This is a genomic window from Actinomadura chibensis NBRC 106107, assembly GCF_001552135.1.
In the GTDB taxonomy this organism is placed as follows: Bacteria; Actinomycetota; Actinomycetes; order Streptosporangiales; family Streptosporangiaceae; genus Spirillospora; species Spirillospora chibensis.
On sequence record NZ_BCQP01000029.1, the window covers coordinates 26786 to 48816 of the forward strand.

Below are 22031 nucleotides of genomic sequence, written 5' to 3' on the forward strand. Positions count from 1 at the left end.
TTATGTTTAAAAGAAAGCCATGACAATGCTAACTTCGGGGCAGCTTGCGAAACCGCGGGAGGCAGCTTTGACCAGTCCGTTCGACGAGGCGACCGTGGCGGAGTACCGGGCGGCCGGCTGGTGGGGATCGGAGACCGTGGCCGACCACGTCCGGCGGCACGCGGCGGAGCGCCCCGGCGGCGCCGCCTACGTGACGCCCGGCGAGACCCTCACCTGGACGCAGTACGACGACCACTCGACCCGGCTCGCCCGGCACCTCGCCGCGCTCGGCCTCGCGCCCGGCGAGCGCGTGGCGACCCAGCTCCCGGACGGCCCGGCCTGGCACGTCGCGGCCGTCGCGGCGGAGAAGGCGGGGCTGGTGCTGGTCGGCGTCGGCGCGCGGGCGGGCCGCCGCGAGCTGCGCCACCTGCTCGGACGCACCGGCTCACGCGCCCTGATCACCCTCGCCGAGCACCGCGGCGCGCCGTCCGCCGCGCTGGTGGACGAGCTGCGCGCGGACGGCCTCGACCTCGCCCACCACGTGGTCGTCGACCGGCTGGGCGTCCCCGCCGACCCGCGCGAGGCCGACATCGCGGGGCGCGCCCTCGGCCCGGACGACCTCTCCATGCTGAACTCGACGTCCGGGACGACCGGGCTGCCGAAGTGCGTGTCCCACACGCAGAACCGCTGGTTCTACTTCCACGAGCTGGCCTGCCGCTCCGGCGAGCTGAACGAGTCGGACGTGTTCATGGGCGCGGTGCCGTCCCCGTTCGGGTTCGGGCTGTGGACGGCGCACTTCTCCCCCGCCGCGCTCGGCGTCCCGACCGTCGTCATGGAGCGGTTCGACGCGCACCTGGCGCTCGACCTCGTCGAACGGCACCGGGTGACCGTCCTGCACTGCGTCAGCACGCAGTTCATCATGATGCTGAACGCGCAGGCGGAGCGGCCGCGCGACCTGTCGTCGCTGCGCTGCATGTTCACCGGCGGGGAGGCCGTCCCGTACGAGCGGGCGGCGGCGTTCGAGGACGCGACCGGCGCGAAGGTGCTCCAGTTCTACGGCTCGAACGAGACGGGCGCGCTCAGCTACACCGGACTCCACGACACCCGCGAGCACCGCCTCCGCACCGCCGGACGGATCATCCCCGAGATGGAGGTGCGGCTGTTCGACCCGTCCGACGGCACGGACATCACGGGCTCGGGGCGGCCCGGCCAGCCCGGCTGCAAGGGCCCGGCCACCTGCCCCGGCTACTACGACGACCCGGCCGCGAACCGCGAGCTGTTCACCCCGGACGGCTGGATGCTCATGGCCGACATCGTCGAGATCGACGACGACGGCTACCTCCGCGTCGTCGGACGCCTCAGCGACCTCATCATCCGCGGCGGCAAGAACATCAGCGCCGCCGCCGTCGAGGAGGAGGTCGCGACGCACCCGGCGGTCGCGCTCGCCGCCGCCGTCGCCATGCCGGACGAGGTGTTCGGCGAGCGCGTCTGCGTCTACGCCGAACTGCGTCCCGGGACGAAGCTCACCCTCGAAGACCTCACCGCGCACCTGGCCGAGCGCGGCGTGTCCCGCGAATGGCACCCCGAACGGCTGATCGTCCTGGACGCGCTGCCCCGCTCGTCCGGCGGCAAGGTGGCCAAGGGCGACCTGCGCGCGGACATCCGCCGCCGCGTCGCGGAGGTCACGGGGTGAAGGCGGCGGCGCCGCCGTCCAGGAGGAGGCTTCGGATCGCGTCGGGGACGCGGACGGCCTTGTCCGGCGCGTCCGGGTCGACGCAGACGAGGGTGAGGACGGCGGTCGCCGCGCGGTCGCCGTCCCCGGTGACGAAGTCGCCGCGCATGGTGAACGAGGTGCGGCCGACCCGGTCGGCGTACAACCGGCACTCGACCTGGTCGAACAGCGTGATCGTCTTCTCGTACTCGGCGCTCGCCGCGCGCGTCACGACCGCGACGCCGAGCCGCTCCGGGAGATGGTCGAACCGCAGCCCGCGCAGGAACCACCACTCGGTGTGGGTGCGCTCCATCCAGCGCTGGTAGTTGGCGTAGTAGACGATCCCGGCGGGGTCGCAGTCGCCGTAGGACAGGCGGAAGGTCACGCGGTGCAGCGGCTCGTCCGGCACATTCACTCCCTTTGCAGATGCTAAGATTTAGATGTTAAGGGGCGTCGGCCCTTCTGGCTCATGACAGCGTCCGGGCGGAGGTTCGGTGGAGGGAACGCGCCAGGCGCGCATTCGCCAGCCGCGCCTCGCCGACATGGTCGCCTCCGTCCTGCGCGAGCGGATCGTGAGCGGCGAGCTGGCCGACGGCGCGCTGATCGGCCCGCAGGACGACCTGCTCGCCGAGTTCGGCGTCAGCAAGCCGTCCATGCGGGAGGCGCTGCGGATCCTGGAGTCCGAGGGGCTCATCACCGTGCTGCGCGGCAACAAGGGCGGCGCGGTCGTGCACGTCCCGCGCACCGAGACGGCGGCGCAGGCGATCGACCTCGTCCTGCGGACGCGGCAGTCCGCGCCCGGCGACATCGCGGTCGCGCTGGTGCGGCTCGAACCGGTGTGCGCGGGGCTCTGCGCGGAGCGCCCGGACCGGGCGACGAGCGTCGTCCCGGCGCTGGAGGCGGCGCAGCGCGACGTGGAGGACAACCTCGACGACCTGCTCGGCTTCGTCCGGGCCGCGCGCGACTTCCACGCCCAGCTCGTGTTCGGCTGCGGCAACGCCGCGATGTCGGTCGCGGTCGGCGCGCTCGAACGGCTCTGGACCGCCGCCGAGGAGCAGTGGGCCCGCGACACCGCCGCCCGCGGCGACTTCCCCGGCCTCGACCAGCGCTCGGACGGCGTCCGCGCGCACCACCGGCTGATCAAGCTGATCGCGGCGGGCGACGCCGCGGGCGCGGAACGCGCCGCGCGGCGCCACCTCACCGCCGCCCAGTGCCACGTCCTGGACTGACCCCGCCCGGCTAGGCCGACCAGGCGATGGGCAGCTCGGACGGGCCCCACATCATGAACGAGTCGACGCGGGTCGGCTCGCCGTCCAGGCGCAGGCCCGGCAGCCGCTCGCCGAGCAGCCGCAGCGAGATCCGCGCCTCCAGCCGGGCGAGGGCCGCGCCCGGGCACAGGTACTGGCCGACGCCGAACGACAGGTGGCGGCGGCGCAGGTCGGCGAGGTCGCGGTCCAGCCTGAACGTGTCGGGGTCGTCCCATGCCTCCGGGTCCCGGTTCGCGGACGCGTACAGGCCGTGCGCCTTCGACCCCGCCGGGATCTCGACGCCGTGCATGACGACCGGACGGGTGTTCGTCCGGAACAGCCCGAGGACGGGCGGGTCGTAGCGGAGGCTCTCCTCCACCGCCGCGTCCACCAGCTCCGGACGCGTCCGGACGTCGTCCCACAGCCCGAGGTCGAGCAGCCGCCACACCGCGTTCGCGATCAGCGAGGTGGTGGTCTCGTTGCCGCCGACCAGCAGCAGCAGGATCAGCGGCAGCAGCTCCTCGGTCGTGAACGGGCGGCCGTCGTGCTCGGCGGTGAGCAGCGCGGTCAGCAGGTCGTCCGGGAGGGCGTCCGGCCCGGACGAGCCGAGCACCGCGCGCCGCTCCGCCAGCACCTCGGCGAAGTAGCCGTCGATCTTGGCGCGGGCCGCGCCCTGCACCGCCGGGTCGGCCGCGTTCTGCCCGGCCATGAACTGGTCGGACCACTCCTTGAACTCGTCCACCCCGGACGCGGGCACGCCGAGGATCTTCGCGATCACGAGCACCGGCAGCGGCACCGCGTACGCCGCGCACAGGTCGGCGCGCCCGGCGGCGGCGAAGCCGTCGATCAGGTCGGCCGCCGTCGCGGTGATCCAGTCCTCCAGCGCGGCGGTGCGGCGGGCGGTGAACGCCGCCGTCACGAGCCGCCGGTAGACGGTGTGCTCCGGCGGGTCGGACCGCAGCCCGCCCTCCTTCGTGAAGATCGGCCCCTGCCCCCACTCAGACGACCACAGGCCGACGTCGCCGAACATCCCGGCGACGTCGGCGTGGCGCGACAGCGTGTAGAAGCCGTTCTCGCCGAACCCGGCGTGGTGGTGCACGGGGCACCGCTCGCGCAGGGCGCGGTGCGCGGCGGCCGGGTCCTCCAGCACCTCCGCCGCGAACGGGTCGTACTCGCCGCCGGGTTCGCCCCCGGCGGCGCGCATGACCGTCATCAGAAGGCGTTCGGGTCGGCCTGGACCTCGGCCGGGACGGGGAACCGGTACAGCTCGGACGCGTTCTGCCAGGTGAAGCGGCGCACGTCCGCCTCGGGCAGCCCGCCGATCTCCGACTCGATGACCGCCTGGGTGTTCGGCCAGGTCGAGTCGCAGTGCGGGTAGTCGCTCTCCAGCAGGATGTTCTCCACGCCGATCCGGTCGCGGAGCGCGAACGACGACTGGTCCTCCACGGCGCAGAACCAGAAGTTGCGCTTGAGGACCTCGGCCGGGGTGAGGCCGATGTCCTTCGTCCACGTCCCGTACATGTCGTGGTAGCTGAGCATGTGGTCGAGCCGGTCCATCAGCCCGGCGACCCAGCCGATGCCGCCCTCGCTCAGGCAGATCTTCAGGTCCGGGTAGCGGACGGGCAGCATCGAGTACAGCCAGTCGACGGCGGCGAACATCGCGTACCCGAAGAACAGGACGCCGACCGTGTCCGGCGGGGCGTCGTCGGCCGTCGCCGGGGACGTCCCGGAAGACCCGATGTGCAGGTTCACGACCGTCCCGGTCTCGGCGCAGGCGCGCATGATCGGGTCCCAGTGCCCGGTGTGCAGGGACGGCAGCCCGAGCTTCTGCGGCGCCTCCGAGAACGTCACGGCCTTGAACCCGCGCTCGGCGTTGCGCCGGATCTCCGCCGCGCCCAGCTCGGGGTCGAGCAGCCACGGGATCTGGCACGGGATGATCCGGTCCGGGTAGGCCCCGGCCCACTCCTCCAGGTGCCAGTCGTTCCACGCCCGGACGGACGCGAGCGCGAGTTCCTGGTCGGACGTCGTGAGCTGCAACCGCTGCCCCGCGAACCCCGGCAGGAACGACGGGAAGTTGAGCGAGGCGTAGATCCCGGCGAGGTCCATGTCCTTGATGCGGTGGTGGATGTCCCACGCGCCGCGCCGCATCTCGTCGAACCGGGACGGCTCGAAGCTGTACTCCAACACCGGGCGCCCGACGACCGCGTTGAAGCCGACGTTCGGGAACTCCTGCCCGTCGTACACCCACACCTCGGCGCCGTCGTCCCGCTCCACGATCTTCGGCGCGCGGTCGGCGAGCTTCGCGGGGAGGCGCCCCTCGAACGTGTCGGGCGGCTCGACGATGTGGTCGTCCACGGAGATGACGGTGTACCTGCGGTCCTGGCGGTCCGGCTCGGGCAGCCAGGTCGGGCCCTCGGCGCCCTTGCCGCCGGTGGTGAAGCCCAGGTCCGACGCGAGGTCGTCGATGTTGATGCTCATTACTGCACCACCTCCGGGTGGTCGCGGAGCAGCGCGCGGACGGCGCCGTTCCAGAAGAAGTCGGTTCCGCGTTCGAGGAGCGACGCCTTCATGCTGCGCCGCAGGCCGGGCGTCACGAGCGTGTGGTCGCGACCTGTCACCAGCACGTCATACATGAGTCGACACTGCCGGTCGATGGTCGCGGCCCGGTAGGTGGTCTCCTCCACCGTCGGCCCGGTCACGATCACGCCGTGGTTGGCGAGCAGCACCACCGACTTGTCGCCGATCCGGTCGGCGAGGTCGGCGCCGAGGTCGGCGTTGGCGATCTCGCCGGTGTACTCGTCCACGAAGGCGAGGTCGCCGTCGAACATCGACCCGGTCTGGTGCAGGAACTCCGGCAGGACGCCGAGCGCCGCCAGCACCGTCGAGTGGTACGGGTGGTTGTGGACGACGACCCGCACGTCCGGGCGGCGGCGGTGCAGCTCGGTGTGGATGTGGATGGCGGGGGTGACGTCCCACTTGCCGTCCAGCACCTCCGCGTCCGGCGACACCTTGCAGATGTCGGACGCCTTGATCTCCTCCCACCACAGGCCCCACGGGTTGACCAGCAGGTCGTGCGTGTCGCCCGCGCGGAGCGTGATGTGGCCCGCGATGTTCTCGCTGAAGCCCGACGTCCCGAGGATCCGGAACGCGCAGGCGAGCTTCTGCCGGTCGGTCAGCTCCAGGCCGATCGGCGGCATCACCTTCGGCGTCCACTCGGCCGCGCCTCCCGCGACCGGGGCCGGCGCCCGGCGCTCCCGGTCCACGTCCGCGTCCGTTGTCACGGCGTCCGTCGTCACGGCGTCAGTTGTCACGGTGACCTCCCTTCCGTCAGCCACAGGCGGGCTGGTAGGTGGGCCACTGGCGGCCCGGCTTGCTGTTCTCGAACTGCATGAGGATCAGGCCGCACAGGCCGTCCGTGCCGCTGTGCTTGCCGGGCTTGAACGACAGCGTGTAGCCCTTCTGCCCGAACGAGGACGGGTAGGACGCCACCTGCTCCAGCCCCTTGTTGATGGACTCGCCGTCCGGCTTCGACCCGGCCTTCTCGATCGCCTTCACGAGCATCCCGATCGCGTCGTAGGCCTGCGCGTCGTAGGCCGTCACGCCCACCGTCCCGCCGCGTTTGCCGGACAGGAACTTCTGCAGCTCGTTGGTCTTGTCGTTCTGGTCGGTGATCGACCCGACGAAGACGAGCTTGTCGAGCGCGCCCGGCTTCGCCTGCCCCCACAGGTCGGGCTGGTTGCCGATGGACGCGAGCGAGAACCGGTCGGCGTCCGGGATGAGCTGGTGCGCGGTGTTGTGGACGAGCACCTCCATCTGCCCGCCGAGCGCGGCGACGAGCATCGCGTCCGGGTTCGCCCGCTTGATCCGGGTGACCTGCGCGGTGACGTCGTTGGCGTCCACCGGGGCCGTCTCGGTCGCGACGACCTGGATGCCCGCCTCCTTGATCGGCGTCATCAGCGCCTTCTCCATCCCGGCGATGGACGCGCTGTCGTCCTTGAACAGGGCGAGCCGCTTGAACCCGGCCTTCTTGAACGCCTCCGCGTAGACCTTGCCGAAGTCGGACGTCGGGTTCGCGAGCGAGTAGGTGTAGGCGGAGTTCGGGCCGTCGCCGATGCCGGGCGTGATGTTCACCGGCGCGATCGCGGGCACCTTCTGCTGCTTCAGCAGCGACTGGACCTGGAGCACCGACTGCCCGCCGGAGTTCATGATCACGGCCTGCGCGCCCTGGCTGAGCAGCTGCCGGACGACCGTCGGCGCCTTCGTCGCGTCGTTGTCGTCGCTCTTCACGACGAGCTTCAGCTTCTTGCCGCCGACCCCGCCGCCGTCGTTGACCTGCGCGACCGCGTCCTTGATCGTCTTGCCGACGATGGAGGCGTACGCGGCGGCGCCGCCGGACAGGTCCTGGTCCATCCCGATGACGATCGTGTCGTCGTCGGTCTTCACCGACCCGGAGCCGGACGCGCACGCGCCCGCCGCCAGCAGGGGCGCCGCCGCCGCGACCACGACGAGCGTCCTGCCCGGCCGACCGCGTCTCGCGAACGCCGTGTTCGTGGAACCAATGCTCATGAAGGGCTTGCTCTTGAAAGCCATGGGGGTGGTCCTCCTAGGGGTGGGTTGGAGGCGGGGGGACGGTCTGGCCTGGCTTGATCTGGTCCGGGTCGATCTGGTCCGCGGTGGTCTGGTCCGGGGTGATCACGACGCTGATCGGCCTGGATCCGGGACGGTTTCCGGCGAGCGTCTCGACGGCCTCGGCGGCGTCCTGGAGGCCGAAGGCATGGGTGACGAGCCGGTGCAGCGGCCGCTCGCCCGAGTCGATCAGCGCGACCGCCCGGCGGAACGACGTGTGCCCCACCGCCCGGACGCCCTGGACGCGCAGCCCCTTCGTGACGACGTCGTCGCTGATCCAGCCGGGCACGGGCCGCCCGCCCTTCAGCCCGGCGAGGATGACCGTCCCGCCGGGCCGGGCGAGCGCCAACGCGTCCAGGACGGTCTGCGGGTCGTAGGCGGCGACGTCGACCACCACGTCCGGGCGGACGCCGCCGGTCAGCTCCAGCACCTTCGCCGGGACACCGCCCCCGTCGGCGTCCCCGGCGTCCACCTCCACGGCGGCGGTCGCGCCGAGCTCCAGCGCCAGGTCGAGCTTGTGCCGGTCGGAGGCGAGCCCGGTGACGATCACCGGGTCGGCGCCCGCCGCCCGCGCCGCGAGGACGCAGGCGAGCCCGCGCTGCCCGGCGCCGAGCACGACCACGCAGTCGCCCGCGCGGGTGCCCGGCACCTCCACCGCCCACTCGACCCCGGCGGCGACCGCGTTGAACGTCGCGGCGGTCGTCGGGGCGACGGCGTCCGAGACCTTGTGGACGACGCTGTTCGGGTGCAGGTACATGTGGTCGGCGAACCCGCCCCACAGCGCGGGCGGGATCTTCGCGGGGACGAAGCCGTAGCTCATCGGGAAGTGGTCCCAGCCCGCGCAGAGGACGTAGCGGCCCGTCCGGCAGTCGCGGCACGCGCCGCACGGCAGCGCGGGCTCGACCACGACCCGGTCGCCCTCGGCGAGCGCCCAGCGCCGCGCCGCCCGCGCGCCGATCGCCGCGATCCGGCCGACCGGCTCGTGCCCCGGGACGAACGGCGACGTCGGTCCGATCGTGTCGAACAGCGCGCCGCTGTACTCCTCGACGTCCGTGCCGCAGATGCCGCACGCCTCGACGCGGAGCAGCGCCTCGTCCGGGCCGATGTCGGGCAGCGGCAGCTCGACCAGGTCGAGGTTTCCCGGACCGCGCTGCAGCACGGCCCGCGCCGCCCCCGCCCTGGCGCGGGGAGCGCGGGAGGCCGTCCCCGCACGGGAGCCCGTCATTTGGTGATCGTTCGGATGCCGCCGAAGACGCGGCGGACGCGCGGCGCGAAGTGCTCCAGCGGCGGCGTGTCGAAGTCGGGGTCGAAGGCGAGCTGGTCCCACTCGTCCGCGAACTGGACGGCCTGCGCGTACCAGGGACGGTCGGCGAACGTGTCGCGCTCCGCCGGGTCCCAGCCGAAGTGGTGGCCGTAGTGCTTCGCCTCGAACGTCTGGTGCGCGTAGATGATCCGGTACACCTCGTCCCGGACGTAGGGGCGCAGGATCTCGGCGGCGACCGCCGCGTGGTTCGCCGTGGAGATGACCTTGCCCATGTCGTGGCACAGCGCGGCGACGACCATCTCGTCGTCGGCGCCCGCCGCCTCCGCGTGCGCGGCGGTCTGCAGGCTGTGCTGGAGCTGGTCGACGGCGAACCCGTCGCGGAACGCCGACAGGCTCGCCAGCATCGGCATGACCCGGTCGGGCGCGTCGTCCTGCGTCTTCAGGGTCTCGCGGCGGATGTGCAGCCACTCCTCGCGGGTGCCCTGGTCCATTCGGGTGAACATGTGGCCTCCTTACCGGTAGCGCGGCCGGAAGTCCGGGTCCGCGGGGTCGAGCCCGTTCTCGTGCTCGGCGAACCAGCGCGTCCGCACGTTGCGGGTCAGCCGCGCGTCCACCAGCACCGGGCCGGACGGGTCGGCGATCAGCGTCTTCAGGTCGTCCAGCTCGCCGGGCGTCGCGACGGTCACGCCCCGCGCGCCGAACGCGCGGGCCACGGCCGCGAAGTCGGGACGCGGGATCAGCGACAACCCGACGTCCATGCCGCGGTGCAGCATGTTGTGGTACTCGTAGCCGAACGCCGCGTCGTTCATGACGACGACCACGAGCCGCAGCCCCAGGCGGACGGCCGTGTCCAGTTCGGCGAGGTTCATCATCAGCGCGCCGTCCCCGGTCACGGCGAGCGTCACCCGGTCGGGACGCGCCGTCGCCGCGCCGATCGCGGACGCCAGCCCGAGCCCGATCGACCCGAAGTTGACCGGGAACACGAACGCGGACGGGTCCGGCACCGACAGCCCCCGGCACGGCTCGGACAGCGCGGCGTGCCCGCCCTCGACCACGAGCGTCCGCTCCCGCGGGACGATCCGCTCCAGCGCCGCCACCACCGTGTGCGGGTCGAGGCCGGTCTCGTCGCTGGCGTCGGGGAACTCGTCCTCGTAGGCGTATTCGGCGATGCGCCGTTCGATCTCGGGCGTCCGCCAGCCGGTCCTCGGCTCGGCGGTCGCGGCGAGCATCCGCGCGAGCGCGCCCGCGTCCCCGAGGATCCGCAGGTCGGCGGGCACCCACTCGTCGAACGCCGCCGCCCGGACGTCGTTGTGGACGATCACCGGGTCGCCCGCCAGCATCCGGCCGCCGTCCACGGTGAAGGAGTTCAGCCCGGCGCCGACCGCGAGGATCAGGTCGGAGCCCCGGATCAGCTCCCGTCCGAGCGCGGTCGCGAAGCCCCCGCACACGCCGACGTCGAACGGGTCCCCGGCGAAGAACCCCTTGGCCTTCAACGTGGTGGCGAGCAGCGCGCCGGTGCGCTCGGCGAGGACGGCCAGGTCGTCGCGGGCGTGCGCGGCGCCCCGTCCCGCCACGATCACCGGGCGCTCGGCCCGCGCGAGCGCCTCCGCCACGCGGGCGACCTCCTCGGCGCTGGGCGGGGGCGCGGGCGTCCGATCCTCCCGGAACGTTCCAGCGTCGGCGGTCCCGGCCGCCAGGCCGAGCAGCGGCGTGGGGACGTTCAGCACGATCGGCCGCCGCTCGGTGAACGCCCTCCGCACGGCGCGCACCGTGTCCGCCGCCGCCGACTCCGCCGAGTGGACGTGCTGGACGCCCGCGCCCGTCGGACGGACCACGTCCTCCTGGTCTATGGCCTGCGGGTTGCGCCGGTCGCCCGGCGGCGTGTCGGCGGCGACGAGCAGCAGCGGCGTCCGCGCCCGCGCGGCCTCGGTGAGCGCGGTCACCGCGTTGGTGAGCGCCGGGCCGTGCGTCACGGTCGCGACCCCGAGCCGCCCGCTCGTGCGGGCGTACCCGTCGGCCATGAGGACGGCCCCGTCCTCCCGGGCCGCCGCGACGTAGTCGGCCCCGTGCGTCCGGACGAGAACGTCCAGGATCGGCAGGTTCCCGTCGCCGAGCACCCCGAACAGACACGACACCCCATGCGCGGCGAGCGTGCTCGCCACGACCTCGGCCACCCGCACCAGCTGCCTCCCAACGCGGCCGCGCCACCCGACATGGCCGCCTTGAGAGGGACTATCTTATAAAAGAAAGCCACCAGTCAAGAGTCCGCAGGCCCCCGAAACCGCAGCACGGAGGTTCGCGGTCAGCGGGGAGTGCCCGGCGGGCGGTCCGCGTCATCGGCCCGGCGTTCCAGGCCGCGTCGCATCGCCTCCAGGAACACCCGCGCGGCCAGGCCGAGGAAGACCAGGTCGCCGAGCATCTGCACGGTCGTCAGCCCGCGAGCCGCCTGGGAGACGGGCACGATGTCGCCGAACCCGACCGACGAGAACACCGTGATCGTGAAGTACAGCGAGTCGACGTGCGTCAGTCGCTCGTTGAACCCCGGCGGATCGTTGTTGGCGAGCAGGCAGTAGCCGGTCGCGAACACCAGGATGAACAGCGGGACGGACGTCGCGAGCGCCTCCGCCGCCCGCAGCCGCGGCGACCGCGCCCGCGCGATCGCCCGGGCCTGCCAGCCCACCAGACCCGCGAGCGCGACCAGCAGGGCGCCGAGCACCACCGCCGACACCGGGGTGAACGGACCGGTCAGCGGGGCCGCGAAGAACGCGCCGAGCACGACCGCCGTCGTCAGCGCGACGCGCGCGACGGTCCGGAGCAGGGGCCCGTGGCGGGCTCGGCGAATGTCCACGCACTGTCCATGCCCGCTCACGGACGGTCCGTGCCGCCCGCGGCACGCGAGGATCGTTCGGCTTCAGCGGTCCTTCTGAAGCCGTTCAATTCGCGCGATCGGCCTGCTCCGGGGGGTCGTTCAGGCCCGTTGATCGTCCGACTGTATGGATCGTTCGCTTTTTGGACGCGTTCTGATCGGAACTCGTCGGCCGGGCCGCGACTAGAAGACCCCCTGCTCAGAACCCCCGCCGCCTAGAACGCGCCGCCAGACGACGGCGCCCCGTCCCGTCCGGCCCGGTCCGGGCGGACAGGCCGGGAACGCTCCCCAGCGACACCGCGACCGGCGGCGGCCCCGGTCAGATGAGGCCCTGGGCGAGCATCGCGTCGGCTACTCGCTCGAAGCCCGCGATGTTGGCGCCGACCACGTAGTCGCCGGGGGCGCCGTAGCGCTCGGCCGTCTCGTAGCAGGTCGCGTGGATGTCGCTCATGATCCCCGCGAGCTCGTCCTCGACCTGGGCGAACGACCAGGCGGCGCGGGCCGCGTTCTGGCGCATCTCCAGGGCGCTCACCGCCACGCCGCCCGCGTTCGCGGCCTTGCCGGGGCCGAAGGCGACGTCCGCCTCCTGGAAGATGTGGACGGCCTCGGGCGTCGTCGGCATGTTCGCGCCCTCCGAGACGGCCTTCACCCCGTTGCGGACGAGGAGCGCGGCGGCGTCGGCGTCCAGCTCGTTCTGCGTCGCCGACGGCAGCGCGATGTCGGCGGGGACGTCCCAGACCCGGCCGCCCGCGACGTACCGGGCCGACGATCCGCGCAGGTCGGCGTAGTCGGAGACGCGGCCCCGGTCGACCTCCTTGACGTGCTTGAGCAGATCGAGGTCGATGCCCTTGTCGTCCACCACGTAGCCGCCGGAGTCGGACACGGTGATCACGTTCGCGCCGAGCTGCTGCGCCTTCTCGATCGTGTAGATCGCGACGTTGCCGGACCCGGACACGACGATCTGCTGGCCGTCGAGGTCCTCGCCGCGGTGCCGGAGCATCTCGGCGGTGAAGAGAACGTTCCCATAGCCGGTGGCCTCGGTCCGGCCCGCGGAGCCGCCCCACAGCATGCCCTTGCCGGTGAGGACGCCCGCCTCCCAGCGGTTCGTGACCCGGCGGTACTGCCCGAACAGGTAGCCGATCTCGCGGCCGCCGACGCCGATGTCGCCCGCCGGGACGTCGGTGTGCTCGCCGACGTGGCGGTACAGCTCCGTCATGAACGACTGGCAGAACCGCATGACCTCCTGGTCGGAGCGGCCGTGCGGGTCGAAGTCGCTGCCGCCCTTGCCGCCGCCGATGCCGAGCCCGGTCAGCGCGTTCTTGAAGATCTGCTCGAAGCCGAGGAACTTCACGATGCCGAGGTTGACGGTCGGATGAAACCGCAGCCCGCCCTTGTACGGGCCGAGCGCGCCGTTGAACTCGACGCGGAACCCGCGGTTGACGTGGACCCGACCGTCGTCGTCCTGCCAGGGGACGCGGAACATGATCTGCCGCTCGGGCTCGATCAGCCGCTCCAGCAGCCGGGCGTCGGCGAGGCCGGTCCGCGCGGCCAGCACCGGGCCGAGGGACTCAAGCACCTCGTGGACGGCCTGGTGGAACTCCGCCTCGCCGGGGTCGCGCCGCAGGACCCTCTCGTAGGTCTCCTCCAGGACGGCCAGGGTCTCGGGCGGGGCCGGCAGACGGGGGGCCAAGGGCATGGTGAAGGTCCTTCCTCAGACAACCCCTCCACTGTAAAACCTGCCCTCACCGGCTTTGACAGGCACGCCGGGACCTGGTCGAAACATGGAACGCCGGGCCGCGTCCTCCCTGGGTGAGGGCGCGGCCCGGCGAAAGACGGAAGGTCAGGCGGCAGGGCATTGCTTCCACGCGAAGTGATACGTGGTCTTGACGCTTCCGTCTGTGGAGTCGAAGGCCAGGAAGCTGGTCTCCGACGATCCGCCCGCGTAAACGCGGAGCTCGGTGTTGATGTTGAAGTTACGGTCCTCGCCGCACGGCTTCCAGACAAGCTCGGCGACGTCGGTCCGGTCGGAGAACTGCCAGTTGTCGGAGTACTCGCCCTTGATCGTGTGGCTCACGGGCGTGGTCTGCGACATACCCTGGTGGTAGTAGCTGGCGCGCTCCAGACCGGAGGCGCCGTCCGCCAGGCTCGCGAAGCCGCGGTAGTCCGCCCCGGCGATCGCGTAGGTGAATCCCTGCGGCACGTGGACGCGGAGGTTCAGCTGGCAGTTCTTGCGGAAGTCGGTCGGCTTGGAGCCGCCGCCCGCCTGTGCGAGGTAGTCACTGTAGGTGACGGTGAACCCGGTGTTGTCGCTCGCCGGCGCCACCGCGGCGGTCCCGGCGGGGCAGCCGGAGCCGTTCACGGTCAGGACGTCGATGACGATCTTGTCCGGGGGAGGGGTGGTGTCGGCGTGAGCCGCGGGGGCGATGGACGCCGGTAGCGCCAGGGCGGCCGCGCAGGCCGCCGAGACGGTCAGACCCTTGCGCATTTTTCTACTCCTTTACCAGGCGGGGGGGCAGGTCATCCACGCGAAGTGGTACGTGGTCTTGATGCTGCCGTCGGTGGAGTCCATGGAAATGAAACTCACGTCGTCGGCGGCGGAAGTACCCTTCGCCACTCGCAGTTCGGTGTTGATGTTGAAGTTGCGCTCTTCGCCGCAGGGCTTCCACACCAACTGGGCCACGTCGTTCGTGTCCGTGAACTGCCAGTTGTCCGCGTACTCGCCACTAATGTTGTGCGTTCTGGCGGCGGTCTGCTGCTGCCCCTGGAAGTAGTAGCTAGCCTTTTCCACGGCGGTGGCGCCGGGTGCCAGGCTGGCGAACCCCCGGTAGTCGGTAGAGGAGATCGCGTAGGTGAAGCCCTGGGGGACGTGCACCTTCATGCTGATCTGGCAGTTCTTGCGGAAATCGGTCGGCTTCGCGTCGCCGCCGATCTGCGCGAGGTAGTCGCTGTAGGTGACAGTGAATGCCTCTTTGTCTTCCGACACCGCGACGGCGGCGGTGCCGGCCGGGCAGCCGGAGCCGTTCACTGTCGCGATCTCGATGGTCACTCCTTTAGGCCCGGGAACGAAGTACGAGCCGTAGGAACCGGCCGAGGCCGGCGTGGCCGTCAGGGCCGTCACCGCGGCCACGGCCATTGCGCCCGCGGCGCAGCTGGCGATCCCTTTTCGCATGCGATTCCTCCTTCTTGGCCCTGCGCAAAGGGAGCGTAAACTCGCCTGATCAACTTGGTCAATCACCACTTTTTAACAATAGAAAACGATCGAAGCCGGCGCGGTTGACGGGCGTGATCAGGAGAAATGGAAGGTCCAACGACCGGGTTTCGAATGGGACCGTTCCATCAAGCTGGTTTGAACGTTTCAACCGCTCATCCAGAAGTCATAGAAAACGGCCCCGGGGTACCGCGCGGGAAAAGCGCGAGCCCAGGGGCTTGTCACGCTCGGTGACGAAGGGGCCGCGTCAGCCCTCGGCGCGCAGCCGGGCCGCGAGGACGGCCGCCTGGCTGTGCTCGACGTCCCTGGTCGCGGTCAGGAGGGTGAGGGGGCCCCGTCCCGCAAGCCCTCGTAGACGGTCGTAGGCCGCCGCTCGTTCAGGATCGTTCAGTTCGCCTTCATATCGGCGGGTGAACTCCTCGAACCTGTCCACCCGGTGCCCGTACCACTTGCGCAGGTCGGTGGAGGGGGCGACGTCCTTCTCCCACTCGTCCAGCCGCGCCTTCTCCTTGGACAGGCCGCGCGGCCACACCCGATCGACCAGGACCCGCAGCCTGCCGTCGTCGTCCGAGGCGGGCTCGTACACCCTGCGCAGCCTCACGTCCATGATCCCTCCCCTGGTCTGTCTACCGCGCCCCGTCCGGCCCCCGGACGCCGGGGTCCCCTGTACGCTCCCCGCCCCGTCCCGGACGACACACCCGGTCGTCCGGCCACCGAAGACGCACCCCGGAGCCACCCGCCGGGCACGCGCTCCGACAGCCCCGCGCGGGAGACACACCGCTGACTGAACACGCTGCGGATACACCGCCGAGGACACCCCGAGAGCTATCCGCCGAGGCCACACCCTCGGTCGGCGGCCGTACGGCGGGCGAACTCCGCGGCGGCGGTGCGGCGGGCGAACTCGCCCGCGAGCGCGCGGCTCAGCACGTCGTCATCCGGTCTGTGCCGGTCCAGGAAGGTGAGCGCCTCGGCCAGTTCGTCGGTGGTAAGGCGTCCTACCGGCTTCGCGGCCCAGCGCGGCGGAGCCGGGCCGGGACGCCCGCCGGACGGCGCGGCGCGCGGTTCCGTGGTCACCGGGCACATCCTTTCCTTCTCGCACTCGGCGGGCGGCGGCGCGGCGGCCCGTCCGCCGCAACCCGGTCGAATAGGATCGGCGCGTGCATTGGTGGAGCCAACTCGCCTTCGACGCGGCGGCGGAGTCGCAGGCCGCGGATCCGTCGCCGGGAAATCAAATGGCGGCCGCCCAGGTGCACGCGCTCGTTTCGATCGCGGAGGCATTGCATCGCGTCGCGGCGGCGCTGGAGGAGGGGGACGGCCCCGAAATCGTCCCGGCGCTGCCCGCCCGGCCGAGAAAGTGAAGTGCCGGTGCGCCCGCGGCGGGCGCACCGGCATTCGTCCGGCGTTTCACGCACCGGCATGTCGCATACCGGCATTCCGGGCATCCCGTGTTTCAGGCGCCGGTGTCGTGCGGGCCGGTGTCCGCGCGGCGGTCAGGCATCGCTGAACGACCTGCGGTCCGTCCGGCCGTTGGAACTAGCGGCGAGGCGGGAGGTCTTGGCGACGGGCGGGCGGGGCGGCGGGATCTGCGCGGTGTGCTCGGCGGGCGGCGGCGGGTCGGCGGCGGGTTCCTCCACCGGCTCGGCCTTGGGCGGCTCGTCGCGGGGCCGGTCCCGCAGGCGCCGGGCGGCCTGGCGGAGGGCGCGCTCGCCGACCAGCCGGGTCAGTTCGAGCCCCCAGCAGTCCAGCTTGTCGGCGTCGGTGAGGTCGTCGCGGTGGCTGAGCTCGGCGGCGAGCCCGCCGAGCCGCTGCGCCTCGGCCAGGTCGAACTCGCGCATGAGGTGGCAGCACAGCTCGGCGAGGGCCGCGTGGTCGCGCGCGTACGACAGCCCGGCGAGGTCGTCGCGGGACAGCCTGCTCAGCGCGCGTTTGCGGGCCAGCTCGCCGTCCGCGAGCCGCAGCACGCCGTTGAGCAGCGCGACGGGGCCGGTGCCGATCGCCCTGGTGGACGCGGGTCCGAACGACATGCGCAGGACGGCCGCCGCGCCGATCGCGGCGACCAGCACCCGGACGATCATGGTGCTCGCGGGCGGGGTCGTCACGGGCAGCCCGAACGTCCAGCCGGACGCGGTCACCGCGATCAGCGCGACGATCGACGCGCTCGCGTTGACGAAGACGAACAGCAGCCCGCCCGGGGACAGCAGCGCGGTGACCGGCTTGTCGCGGTACCGCGCGACCAGCTCGGCGAGGCCGATCGCGCCGCCGATCAGGGCGGCGAGGAGCATCTCGACGGTCATGGGCCCTCCCCTAGGCGCTGCGGGCGGTCAGCCGGCCGAACGGGGACTCCCACGGCCGCCCGGCCGCGTCCGCACGGCTCGGCGGCACCGCGGCGGGGCGCCGCCGCCGGGACGCGAGCTCGGCCCGCTCGACCTCCAGGAAGACGAGCAGCCACTCCGCGGGGCCGGCGGCGAGTCCGGTGTGGGGGCGCAGCGCCCGTTCGCGCGCGCCGAGAAAGGCCAGGAGCCATCCGGTGGGTCCGGCGCCTCTAATCCGTGAATCCATGGGGGAGACCATTCCGCAGCGGGCCGGGGAAGTCGACCTCCGCCGCGTCAATTTTTCCGGTCGCGCGATTGGCGGAGGCATTCACCGGTATCTCGCGCGATACGCCCTGAGATGTCGCTAGAGAGCGGGGAATCTTCTTTCCCTTGGCGCGCCGCGCATTTCCGGTGGAGCGGCCCCGGGAATTTCTTTACGAAAGATTCCGGCGGGGCCCCGGGAACGGACGGAGGGGCCACTTCCCCCGAAGTGACCCCTCTCCCCCCGTTCCGCCGAGCCGGGCCGGGACGCGCACACAGGACCGGCCGCTCCCCCCGAAGCGGCTCGTCCCGGCCCGCCCGGCGGATGTGTCGAAGGTAGCGACCTGGACGCGCCGTGGCGGTGGCTTTACCCCCGCGCGTCGATGAGCGGGCCACAGTGTGCGACGAGCGGACCACGCTCCGCGTTCGTCCCGCGACCCCCGTCCGGCACGGGCGTGGTACCGGCGCGGGACGCGCTCGTTACGCTTGCGGAGGCGGCCGCCACGTGGGCGGGGCGCCTACCGGGAGGGACGCGGCCGATGGCGGGACAGGTGCGACCGATCACGCTCGTGGGGACCCCGGTCCTGCACGCGCCGTGCCGGCGCGTCGAGGACTTCGACGCCGGGCTGGCGGAGCTGGTCGACGACATGTTCGCCAGCATGTACGCGGCGGAGGGCGTCGGCCTCGCCGCCAACCAGATCGGCGTCGACCTGCGCGTCTTCGTCTACGACTGCCCGGACGCGGACGGCGCGCGGCACCGGGGCGCCGTCGTCAACCCCGTCCTGGAGCTGCCCGCGCTGGAGGACAGGCGGCTGGACGACGGCGACGAGGGCTGCCTGTCCGTGCCCGGCCCGCACGCGCGGCTGGCCCGCCCGGACCACGCGGCCGTGCGGGGCTTCGACGTCGCGGGGAAACCGGTCAGGGTCGAGGGGACGGGCCTGCTCGCCCGCTGCCTCCAGCACGAGACGGACCACCTGGAGGGCAGGCTCTACATCGACCGCCTCTCCGCCCGCGCCCGCAAGAAGGTGCTGAAGGAGTACAAGGAGTACGAGGCGGCGCGCGCGGAGGCCGAGGAGTCGCTCCCGTCAGGCGGCCAGTAGCCGTTCGTACTCGTAGAGGGCCCCGGCGAACTCCCTGACCGGCACCTCGCACGCGTGCCCGGGAAGCCACAGATGCTCCAGCCGGACGGTGTGCGCGTCCACCCGCAGATGGCACGCGTTCCCGGTGTGCTCCCATCCCGGGCGCGCGCCGCGGACGACCTCCAGGTGGTGGCGATGGCACTGCACGTCGTGGAGCAGGAACGCGGCGAGGACATGGCGCGGCCCGTCCACGGCCGCCGGGAACGCGCTCGCGCCGGACGCCGCCGACGCCGGGTCGGCGCCGGAGTCCACCAGTTCCGGGAAGAACACCCGCACGTGCTTGAGGACGCCTCCGGCCTCGATCGGTTCGCAGGGCAGGCGCAGCACCGACTCCGGATCGACGTAGCCGTGCACCGGAACGCCTGCCACGCGCCCGGACCACGCCCCTGGGATGCCGCCGACGAAACGGGCTCGGGTAAGGGCGTCCCCCAGCTCGGCCATGAGGCGCTCAGGGTCGATGCCACGCGGCATGAACGTCTTGGTGCCGCTGCGTAGGCGCGTTCCGGTCTCGTCCAGGACGGCGAGGTCCGCCCAGCAGGGCCCGGTCCCGGTCTCCAGGACGCCGTGGGGCAGGCACGCGTCCGGGTGCGGGGTGAGGCCCGCCATGTCCTCCAGGACGGAACGCGGCGTCCGGACGAGACTCCACCCCTGCGTCCGCCACGACACCGACCCCAGCGCCAGCGATGCCGCGACGGACTCGCCGGGCGCCGGGTCGGCCGGCGGCGGCGGTTCGGCGAGGGCGCGGCGGTTGTGCAGGGTGTCGACCTCGTGGAGGTACTCGTCCAGGCACTGGCGCAGGACGGTCGGGTCGAGGTCGCAGGACGCCCACCCGCCGATGTCCCGCACGTGGACGATCGCCCCGTCGAAGTCGAGGCGGTGGTAGCGGTAGTGCTCCTGCCAGGGCTCGGCGGGGGCGCCGCGCAGCCGCCCCTGGGCGCGGACGATCGCGGCGACGTCCTCGCCCAGGTCGTTGATGAGGAAGTCGCGCAGCGGGGCGTGCAGCGGATCGGTCTCCACGGCCACCCGCACCCCGTCACTGCGGAACCGCACCGGAAGCGACATCGCCATCCGGGTGATTATGCCGATAAGCGAAGATCATCACCTGATATGGCGAAATGATGCCTTCGGCCGGGGTGTCGGCACGCCCGTCCCCGGTCCGGCCGCCGCGTCAGTCCGGGTCGGTGAGGGGGGCGGGGGTCTTGACCGGGGCCGGGAACTCCGCCCACACCACGGTTCGCGGGCCGTCGGCCCGGACGCCCCAGCGGGACGCGAGCGCGTCCACGATCCGCATCCCGCGGCCCGTCTCGGCGCCGATCTCGTCCTTCACGTGCGGCTTCCCGTCCGCGGCGCCGTCGTCGCCGACCTCCAGCCGGTACCGGCCGTCCACGGCGGCGAGGAGGACCGTCACGCTGCCCCCGTCCAGCCCGGACGCCGTGTGCGTGATCGCGTTCGCGACCGTCTCGCTCACCACCATGACGATGTCGTCCAACACGGTCTCATCGACGTCGCCGTAGTCGATCCCGGTTCGGCCGGCGGCGTCCGGGCTGCCCGCGTTCTTGCCGAGGACCGCGTCCCGGACGAAGTTCCGCGCGTGGCCGACCGCCCGTCGCGTGCCGGGCAGGGTGACCTCGCCGATCACCGTGGGGTCCCGCGACTCGCCCACCGCACCGCCTCCCCGACGCCGGGCGCGCCGGGGAGCCCGGCCCGCCTCGCCCACCCGGGCCGCCTCAGCCGCCCGGGCCGCTTCGCCCGCCCGGGCGGCCTCGACCACCCGGCCGGTCGTCCGCACCACGTCCTCGGTACCCACGCGACGGCTCCCTTCGCGTCCGGAAAGTCGCCCGTCACCCTCGCTGTACGGCCGCGGGTCCGCGTTCCGTTCACGTTCCAATCGACCGTTCCGCCTGATCGCACCGCACGTTCCGCACGCGGACACGCGACCATAACCTACCCTGAGTGACGGATGGTCACGCTGAGTATCCAACCGTTTCGGATCCGGGGAGTCGGCTGTGCGGACGGCGGGGCGGGAACGCGACCCCGGGTGGCGGGCGCGCCTGCTCACCTCGGCGCGCGGCCGCGCGACCGTCATCACCGCCGCGGTGTCGGCGCTGATCCTCGCGCTGGTGTTCGTCCTGCTGATGCTGCTCGGGCGGGACTACGTGCTGAACCGGGTCCTGCGGGAGTCCGAGGAGACCGTCGAGCGGGTCGTGACGGACGTCGCGCGAGGTCAGGGCGCGGGCGCCCTCGTCCCCCGGCCGGACGAGACGCGGCTGATCCAGGTCGTCGGGCCGGACGGGCGGGTCCACGCGTCGAGCCCGGCGCTGCGCGGGCGCCCGGCGCTCGCCGCCGCGGAGGCGCGGACCGGCAGGATGCTCGTCGACCGGCGCGACTGCCCGGCGTTCCTCGACGAGTGCGTGTGGGTCTTCGGCGTCCGGCTGCGGACGTCGCCGTGGGGCGAGGGCGTCCTGGTGATCGCCGCGGCGCCGCTGCCCGACACGCTGAGCGTGTGGGTGCTGCCGACCGTGATCGCGGTGGTGATGGCGGGGCTGCTCGTCCTGATCACCTGGTGGACGTGGCACACCATCGGGCGGGTGTTCGTCCCGATCGACGGGATCCGCGCGGAGATGGCCGACTTCAGCGAGCGGGGCCTCGACCACCGGGTGCCCGTCCCGCAGACCGGCGGCGAGGTCCGCTCGCTCGCCGAGACCGTCAACTCGACGCTCGCCCGGCTGCAGGAGGCCACGGACCGGGAGCGCCGCTTCGTCTCGGACGCCTCGCACGACCTGCGCAACCCCATCGCCGGGCTGCGGACACGCCTTGAGGTCCTGCTGGACGAGCCCGCCGACACCGACTGGAAGCCCGCCGTCCGCGCGGCGCTGCGCGACACCGGGCGGCTCAACGACATCGTCTCCGACCTGCTGGAGCTGTCCCGGCTCGACGCGCGCTCGCCCGTCCCGGAGGAGCCGGTCGACCTCGCCGGGCTCGTCCGCCGGGAGCTGGACCGGCGAACCCCGCGCGTGCCGGTCGCGACGCGGCTGGAGCCGGACGTCGTCGTCCTGGCGAACCCGGTCCGGCTGGCGCGGGTGCTCGGCAACCTGCTCAGCAACGCCGAGCGGCACGCGGTGGGGCGCATCGACGTGACCGTCGCGCGGGACGGCGACGACGCCGTGCTCGAAGTGCTCGACGACGGCGCCGGCGTCCCCGCCGAGTCCCGCGAGCGCGTGTTCGAGCGGTTCGCCCGCCTCCCCGAGTCGCGGGCCCGCGACCCGCAGGGCACCGGGCTCGGCCTGCCCATCGCCCGCGAGATCGCCGAGGTCTACGGCGGCACGCTGCGGATCCTCGACAGCCCGCGCGGGGCGCGCTTCGTCCTCCGGCTTCCCGCGTCCTGATCCGGGACGTTCCAGGGCACGTCCCGCGTTGT

23 protein-coding genes are annotated in these 22031 nt (G+C 72.5%); 5 read left to right on the top strand and 18 right to left on the bottom strand.

Features of this window, described 5'->3' with window-relative positions; translation table 11 throughout:
• The first annotated feature begins 67 nt into the window (after positions 1-67).
• On the top strand, positions 68-1672 hold the full coding sequence (locus tag ACH01S_RS17350; protein WP_067892402.1) for a class I adenylate-forming enzyme family protein: 1605 nt from the start codon (positions 68-70) through the stop codon (positions 1670-1672).
• On the opposite strand, the gene ACH01S_RS17355 is transcribed toward ACH01S_RS17350, so the two are convergent.
• A complete protein-coding gene (locus ACH01S_RS17355; RefSeq protein WP_067892404.1) occupies positions 1662-2099 on the bottom strand; it encodes an acyl-CoA thioesterase in 438 nt (145 codons plus the stop codon). The two genes, ACH01S_RS17350 and ACH01S_RS17355, sit on opposite strands and share 11 nt — an antisense overlap.
• A gap of 85 nt (positions 2100-2184) precedes the next feature.
• Here ACH01S_RS17355 and ACH01S_RS17360 point away from each other — a divergent pair, with 85 nt between their 5' ends.
• Complete coding sequence (locus ACH01S_RS17360; RefSeq protein WP_218010294.1) at positions 2185-2919, top strand: FadR/GntR family transcriptional regulator; 735 nt, start codon at positions 2185-2187, stop codon at positions 2917-2919.
• A gap of 10 nt (positions 2920-2929) precedes the next feature.
• Here the strand turns inward: ACH01S_RS17360 and ACH01S_RS17365 are convergent, their stop codons facing one another.
• The 13 genes from ACH01S_RS17365 to ACH01S_RS17425 form a co-directional block, all read right to left on the bottom strand.
• Positions 2930-4150 (bottom strand): cytochrome P450, encoded by a 1221-nt coding sequence (locus tag ACH01S_RS17365; RefSeq protein WP_083980797.1) that lies wholly within the window; start codon positions 4148-4150, stop codon positions 2930-2932.
• Entirely contained in the window at positions 4150-5415 is a 1266-nt protein-coding gene (locus ACH01S_RS17370) for an amidohydrolase family protein (RefSeq protein WP_067892406.1), read from the bottom strand. Before ACH01S_RS17370 ends, ACH01S_RS17365 begins: the two co-directional genes overlap by 1 nt.
• The gene (locus ACH01S_RS17375; protein WP_218010295.1) at positions 5415-6248 is read right to left on the bottom strand and encodes a class II aldolase/adducin family protein; all 834 of its coding nucleotides are present in this window, start codon (positions 6246-6248) and stop codon (positions 5415-5417) included. The genes ACH01S_RS17370 and ACH01S_RS17375 overlap by 1 nt, the downstream gene beginning before the upstream one ends.
• Positions 6249-6264: 16 nt before the next feature.
• Positions 6265-7503 carry an ABC transporter substrate-binding protein gene (locus ACH01S_RS17380; protein ID WP_067892633.1) on the bottom strand — a complete coding sequence of 413 codons (1239 nt, stop codon included), beginning with the start codon at positions 7501-7503 and terminating at the stop codon, positions 6265-6267.
• A 37-nt stretch (positions 7504-7540) separates the two neighbouring features.
• Positions 7541-8788, bottom strand: a complete 1248-nt coding sequence (locus tag ACH01S_RS17385; RefSeq protein WP_083980799.1) for a zinc-dependent alcohol dehydrogenase — start codon at positions 8786-8788, stop codon at positions 7541-7543.
• Positions 8785-9330 (bottom strand): HD domain-containing protein, encoded by a 546-nt coding sequence (locus ACH01S_RS17390; RefSeq protein WP_067892411.1) that lies wholly within the window; start codon positions 9328-9330, stop codon positions 8785-8787. The genes ACH01S_RS17385 and ACH01S_RS17390 overlap by 4 nt, the downstream gene beginning before the upstream one ends.
• Positions 9331-9339: 9 nt before the next feature.
• Positions 9340-11007, bottom strand: coding sequence for a thiamine pyrophosphate-binding protein (locus tag ACH01S_RS17395; RefSeq protein ID WP_067892413.1), 1668 nt, complete (start codon positions 11005-11007; stop codon positions 9340-9342).
• Positions 11008-11129: 122 nt separating this feature from the next.
• Entirely contained in the window at positions 11130-11675 is a 546-nt protein-coding gene (locus tag ACH01S_RS17400) for a potassium channel family protein (RefSeq protein ID WP_148344204.1), read from the bottom strand.
• A 337-nt stretch (positions 11676-12012) separates the two neighbouring features.
• On the bottom strand, positions 12013-13389 hold the full coding sequence (gene gdhA / locus ACH01S_RS17405; protein ID WP_083980801.1) for an NADP-specific glutamate dehydrogenase: 1377 nt from the start codon (positions 13387-13389) through the stop codon (positions 12013-12015).
• A gap of 144 nt (positions 13390-13533) precedes the next feature.
• On the bottom strand, positions 13534-14178 hold the full coding sequence (locus ACH01S_RS17410; RefSeq protein WP_067892415.1) for a DUF4360 domain-containing protein: 645 nt from the start codon (positions 14176-14178) through the stop codon (positions 13534-13536).
• A 12-nt stretch (positions 14179-14190) separates the two neighbouring features.
• Positions 14191-14862 carry a DUF4360 domain-containing protein gene (locus tag ACH01S_RS17415; RefSeq protein ID WP_067892417.1) on the bottom strand — a complete coding sequence of 224 codons (672 nt, stop codon included), beginning with the start codon at positions 14860-14862 and terminating at the stop codon, positions 14191-14193.
• A 286-nt stretch (positions 14863-15148) separates the two neighbouring features.
• A complete protein-coding gene (locus ACH01S_RS17420; protein ID WP_067892419.1) occupies positions 15149-15508 on the bottom strand; it encodes a DUF488 domain-containing protein in 360 nt (119 codons plus the stop codon).
• Between the two features lie 218 nt (positions 15509-15726).
• The gene (locus ACH01S_RS17425) at positions 15727-15975 is read right to left on the bottom strand and encodes a hypothetical protein (protein ID WP_148344203.1); all 249 of its coding nucleotides are present in this window, start codon (positions 15973-15975) and stop codon (positions 15727-15729) included.
• Positions 15976-16058: 83 nt separating this feature from the next.
• Between ACH01S_RS17425 and ACH01S_RS17430 the strand changes: the two genes are divergently transcribed.
• Complete coding sequence (locus ACH01S_RS17430) at positions 16059-16259, top strand: hypothetical protein (protein WP_067892423.1); 201 nt, start codon at positions 16059-16061, stop codon at positions 16257-16259.
• Between the two features lie 132 nt (positions 16260-16391).
• Here the strand turns inward: ACH01S_RS17430 and ACH01S_RS17435 are convergent, their stop codons facing one another.
• Together ACH01S_RS17435 and ACH01S_RS17440 are read right to left on the bottom strand one after the other, a co-directional pair.
• Positions 16392-17195 (bottom strand): hypothetical protein, encoded by an 804-nt coding sequence (locus tag ACH01S_RS17435; RefSeq protein WP_067892425.1) that lies wholly within the window; start codon positions 17193-17195, stop codon positions 16392-16394.
• A 10-nt stretch (positions 17196-17205) separates the two neighbouring features.
• On the bottom strand, positions 17206-17460 hold the full coding sequence (locus ACH01S_RS17440) for a hypothetical protein (RefSeq protein ID WP_067892427.1): 255 nt from the start codon (positions 17458-17460) through the stop codon (positions 17206-17208).
• A gap of 553 nt (positions 17461-18013) precedes the next feature.
• Between ACH01S_RS17440 and def the strand changes: the two genes are divergently transcribed.
• Entirely contained in the window at positions 18014-18574 is a 561-nt protein-coding gene (gene def / locus ACH01S_RS17445) for a peptide deformylase (RefSeq protein WP_067892429.1), read from the top strand.
• Here the strand turns inward: def and ACH01S_RS17450 are convergent.
• Together ACH01S_RS17450 and ACH01S_RS17455 are read right to left on the bottom strand one after the other, a co-directional pair.
• A complete protein-coding gene (locus tag ACH01S_RS17450; RefSeq protein WP_067892431.1) occupies positions 18560-19681 on the bottom strand; it encodes an SNARE domain-containing protein in 1122 nt (373 codons plus the stop codon). The two genes, def and ACH01S_RS17450, sit on opposite strands and share 15 nt — an antisense overlap.
• 100 nt (positions 19682-19781) lie before the next feature.
• Positions 19782-20420, bottom strand: a complete 639-nt coding sequence (locus tag ACH01S_RS17455) for an ATP-binding protein (protein ID WP_148344202.1) — start codon at positions 20418-20420, stop codon at positions 19782-19784.
• Between the two features lie 199 nt (positions 20421-20619).
• Here ACH01S_RS17455 and ACH01S_RS17460 point away from each other — a divergent pair, with 199 nt between their 5' ends.
• Positions 20620-21999, top strand: coding sequence for a sensor histidine kinase (locus ACH01S_RS17460; protein WP_246236529.1), 1380 nt, complete (start codon positions 20620-20622; stop codon positions 21997-21999).
• The last annotated feature ends 32 nt before the right edge of the window (positions 22000-22031 follow it).

Coding starts and splice junctions, on each gene's coding strand:
- ACH01S_RS17450 (WP_067892431.1), bottom strand. CDS start 19,681: ATGGCGATGTCGCTTCCGGTGCGGTTCCGCAGTGACGGGGTGCGGGTG.
- ACH01S_RS17385 (WP_083980799.1), bottom strand. CDS start 8,788: ATGACGGGCTCCCGTGCGGGGACGGCCTCCCGCGCTCCCCGCGCCAGG.
- ACH01S_RS17370 (WP_067892406.1), bottom strand. CDS start 5,415: ATGAGCATCAACATCGACGACCTCGCGTCGGACCTGGGCTTCACCACC.
- ACH01S_RS17435 (WP_067892425.1), bottom strand. CDS start 17,195: ATGACCGTCGAGATGCTCCTCGCCGCCCTGATCGGCGGCGCGATCGGC.
- ACH01S_RS17440 (WP_067892427.1), bottom strand. CDS start 17,460: ATGGATTCACGGATTAGAGGCGCCGGACCCACCGGATGGCTCCTGGCC.
- def (WP_067892429.1), top strand. CDS start 18,014: ATGGCGGGACAGGTGCGACCGATCACGCTCGTGGGGACCCCGGTCCTG.
- ACH01S_RS17410 (WP_067892415.1), bottom strand. CDS start 14,178: ATGCGCAAGGGTCTGACCGTCTCGGCGGCCTGCGCGGCCGCCCTGGCG.
- ACH01S_RS17380 (WP_067892633.1), bottom strand. CDS start 7,503: ATGAGCATTGGTTCCACGAACACGGCGTTCGCGAGACGCGGTCGGCCG.
- gdhA (WP_083980801.1), bottom strand. CDS start 13,389: ATGCCCTTGGCCCCCCGTCTGCCGGCCCCGCCCGAGACCCTGGCCGTC.
- ACH01S_RS17415 (WP_067892417.1), bottom strand. CDS start 14,862: ATGCGAAAAGGGATCGCCAGCTGCGCCGCGGGCGCAATGGCCGTGGCC.
- ACH01S_RS17390 (WP_067892411.1), bottom strand. CDS start 9,330: ATGTTCACCCGAATGGACCAGGGCACCCGCGAGGAGTGGCTGCACATC.
- ACH01S_RS17420 (WP_067892419.1), bottom strand. CDS start 15,508: ATGGACGTGAGGCTGCGCAGGGTGTACGAGCCCGCCTCGGACGACGAC.
- ACH01S_RS17365 (WP_083980797.1), bottom strand. CDS start 4,150: ATGACGGTCATGCGCGCCGCCGGGGGCGAACCCGGCGGCGAGTACGAC.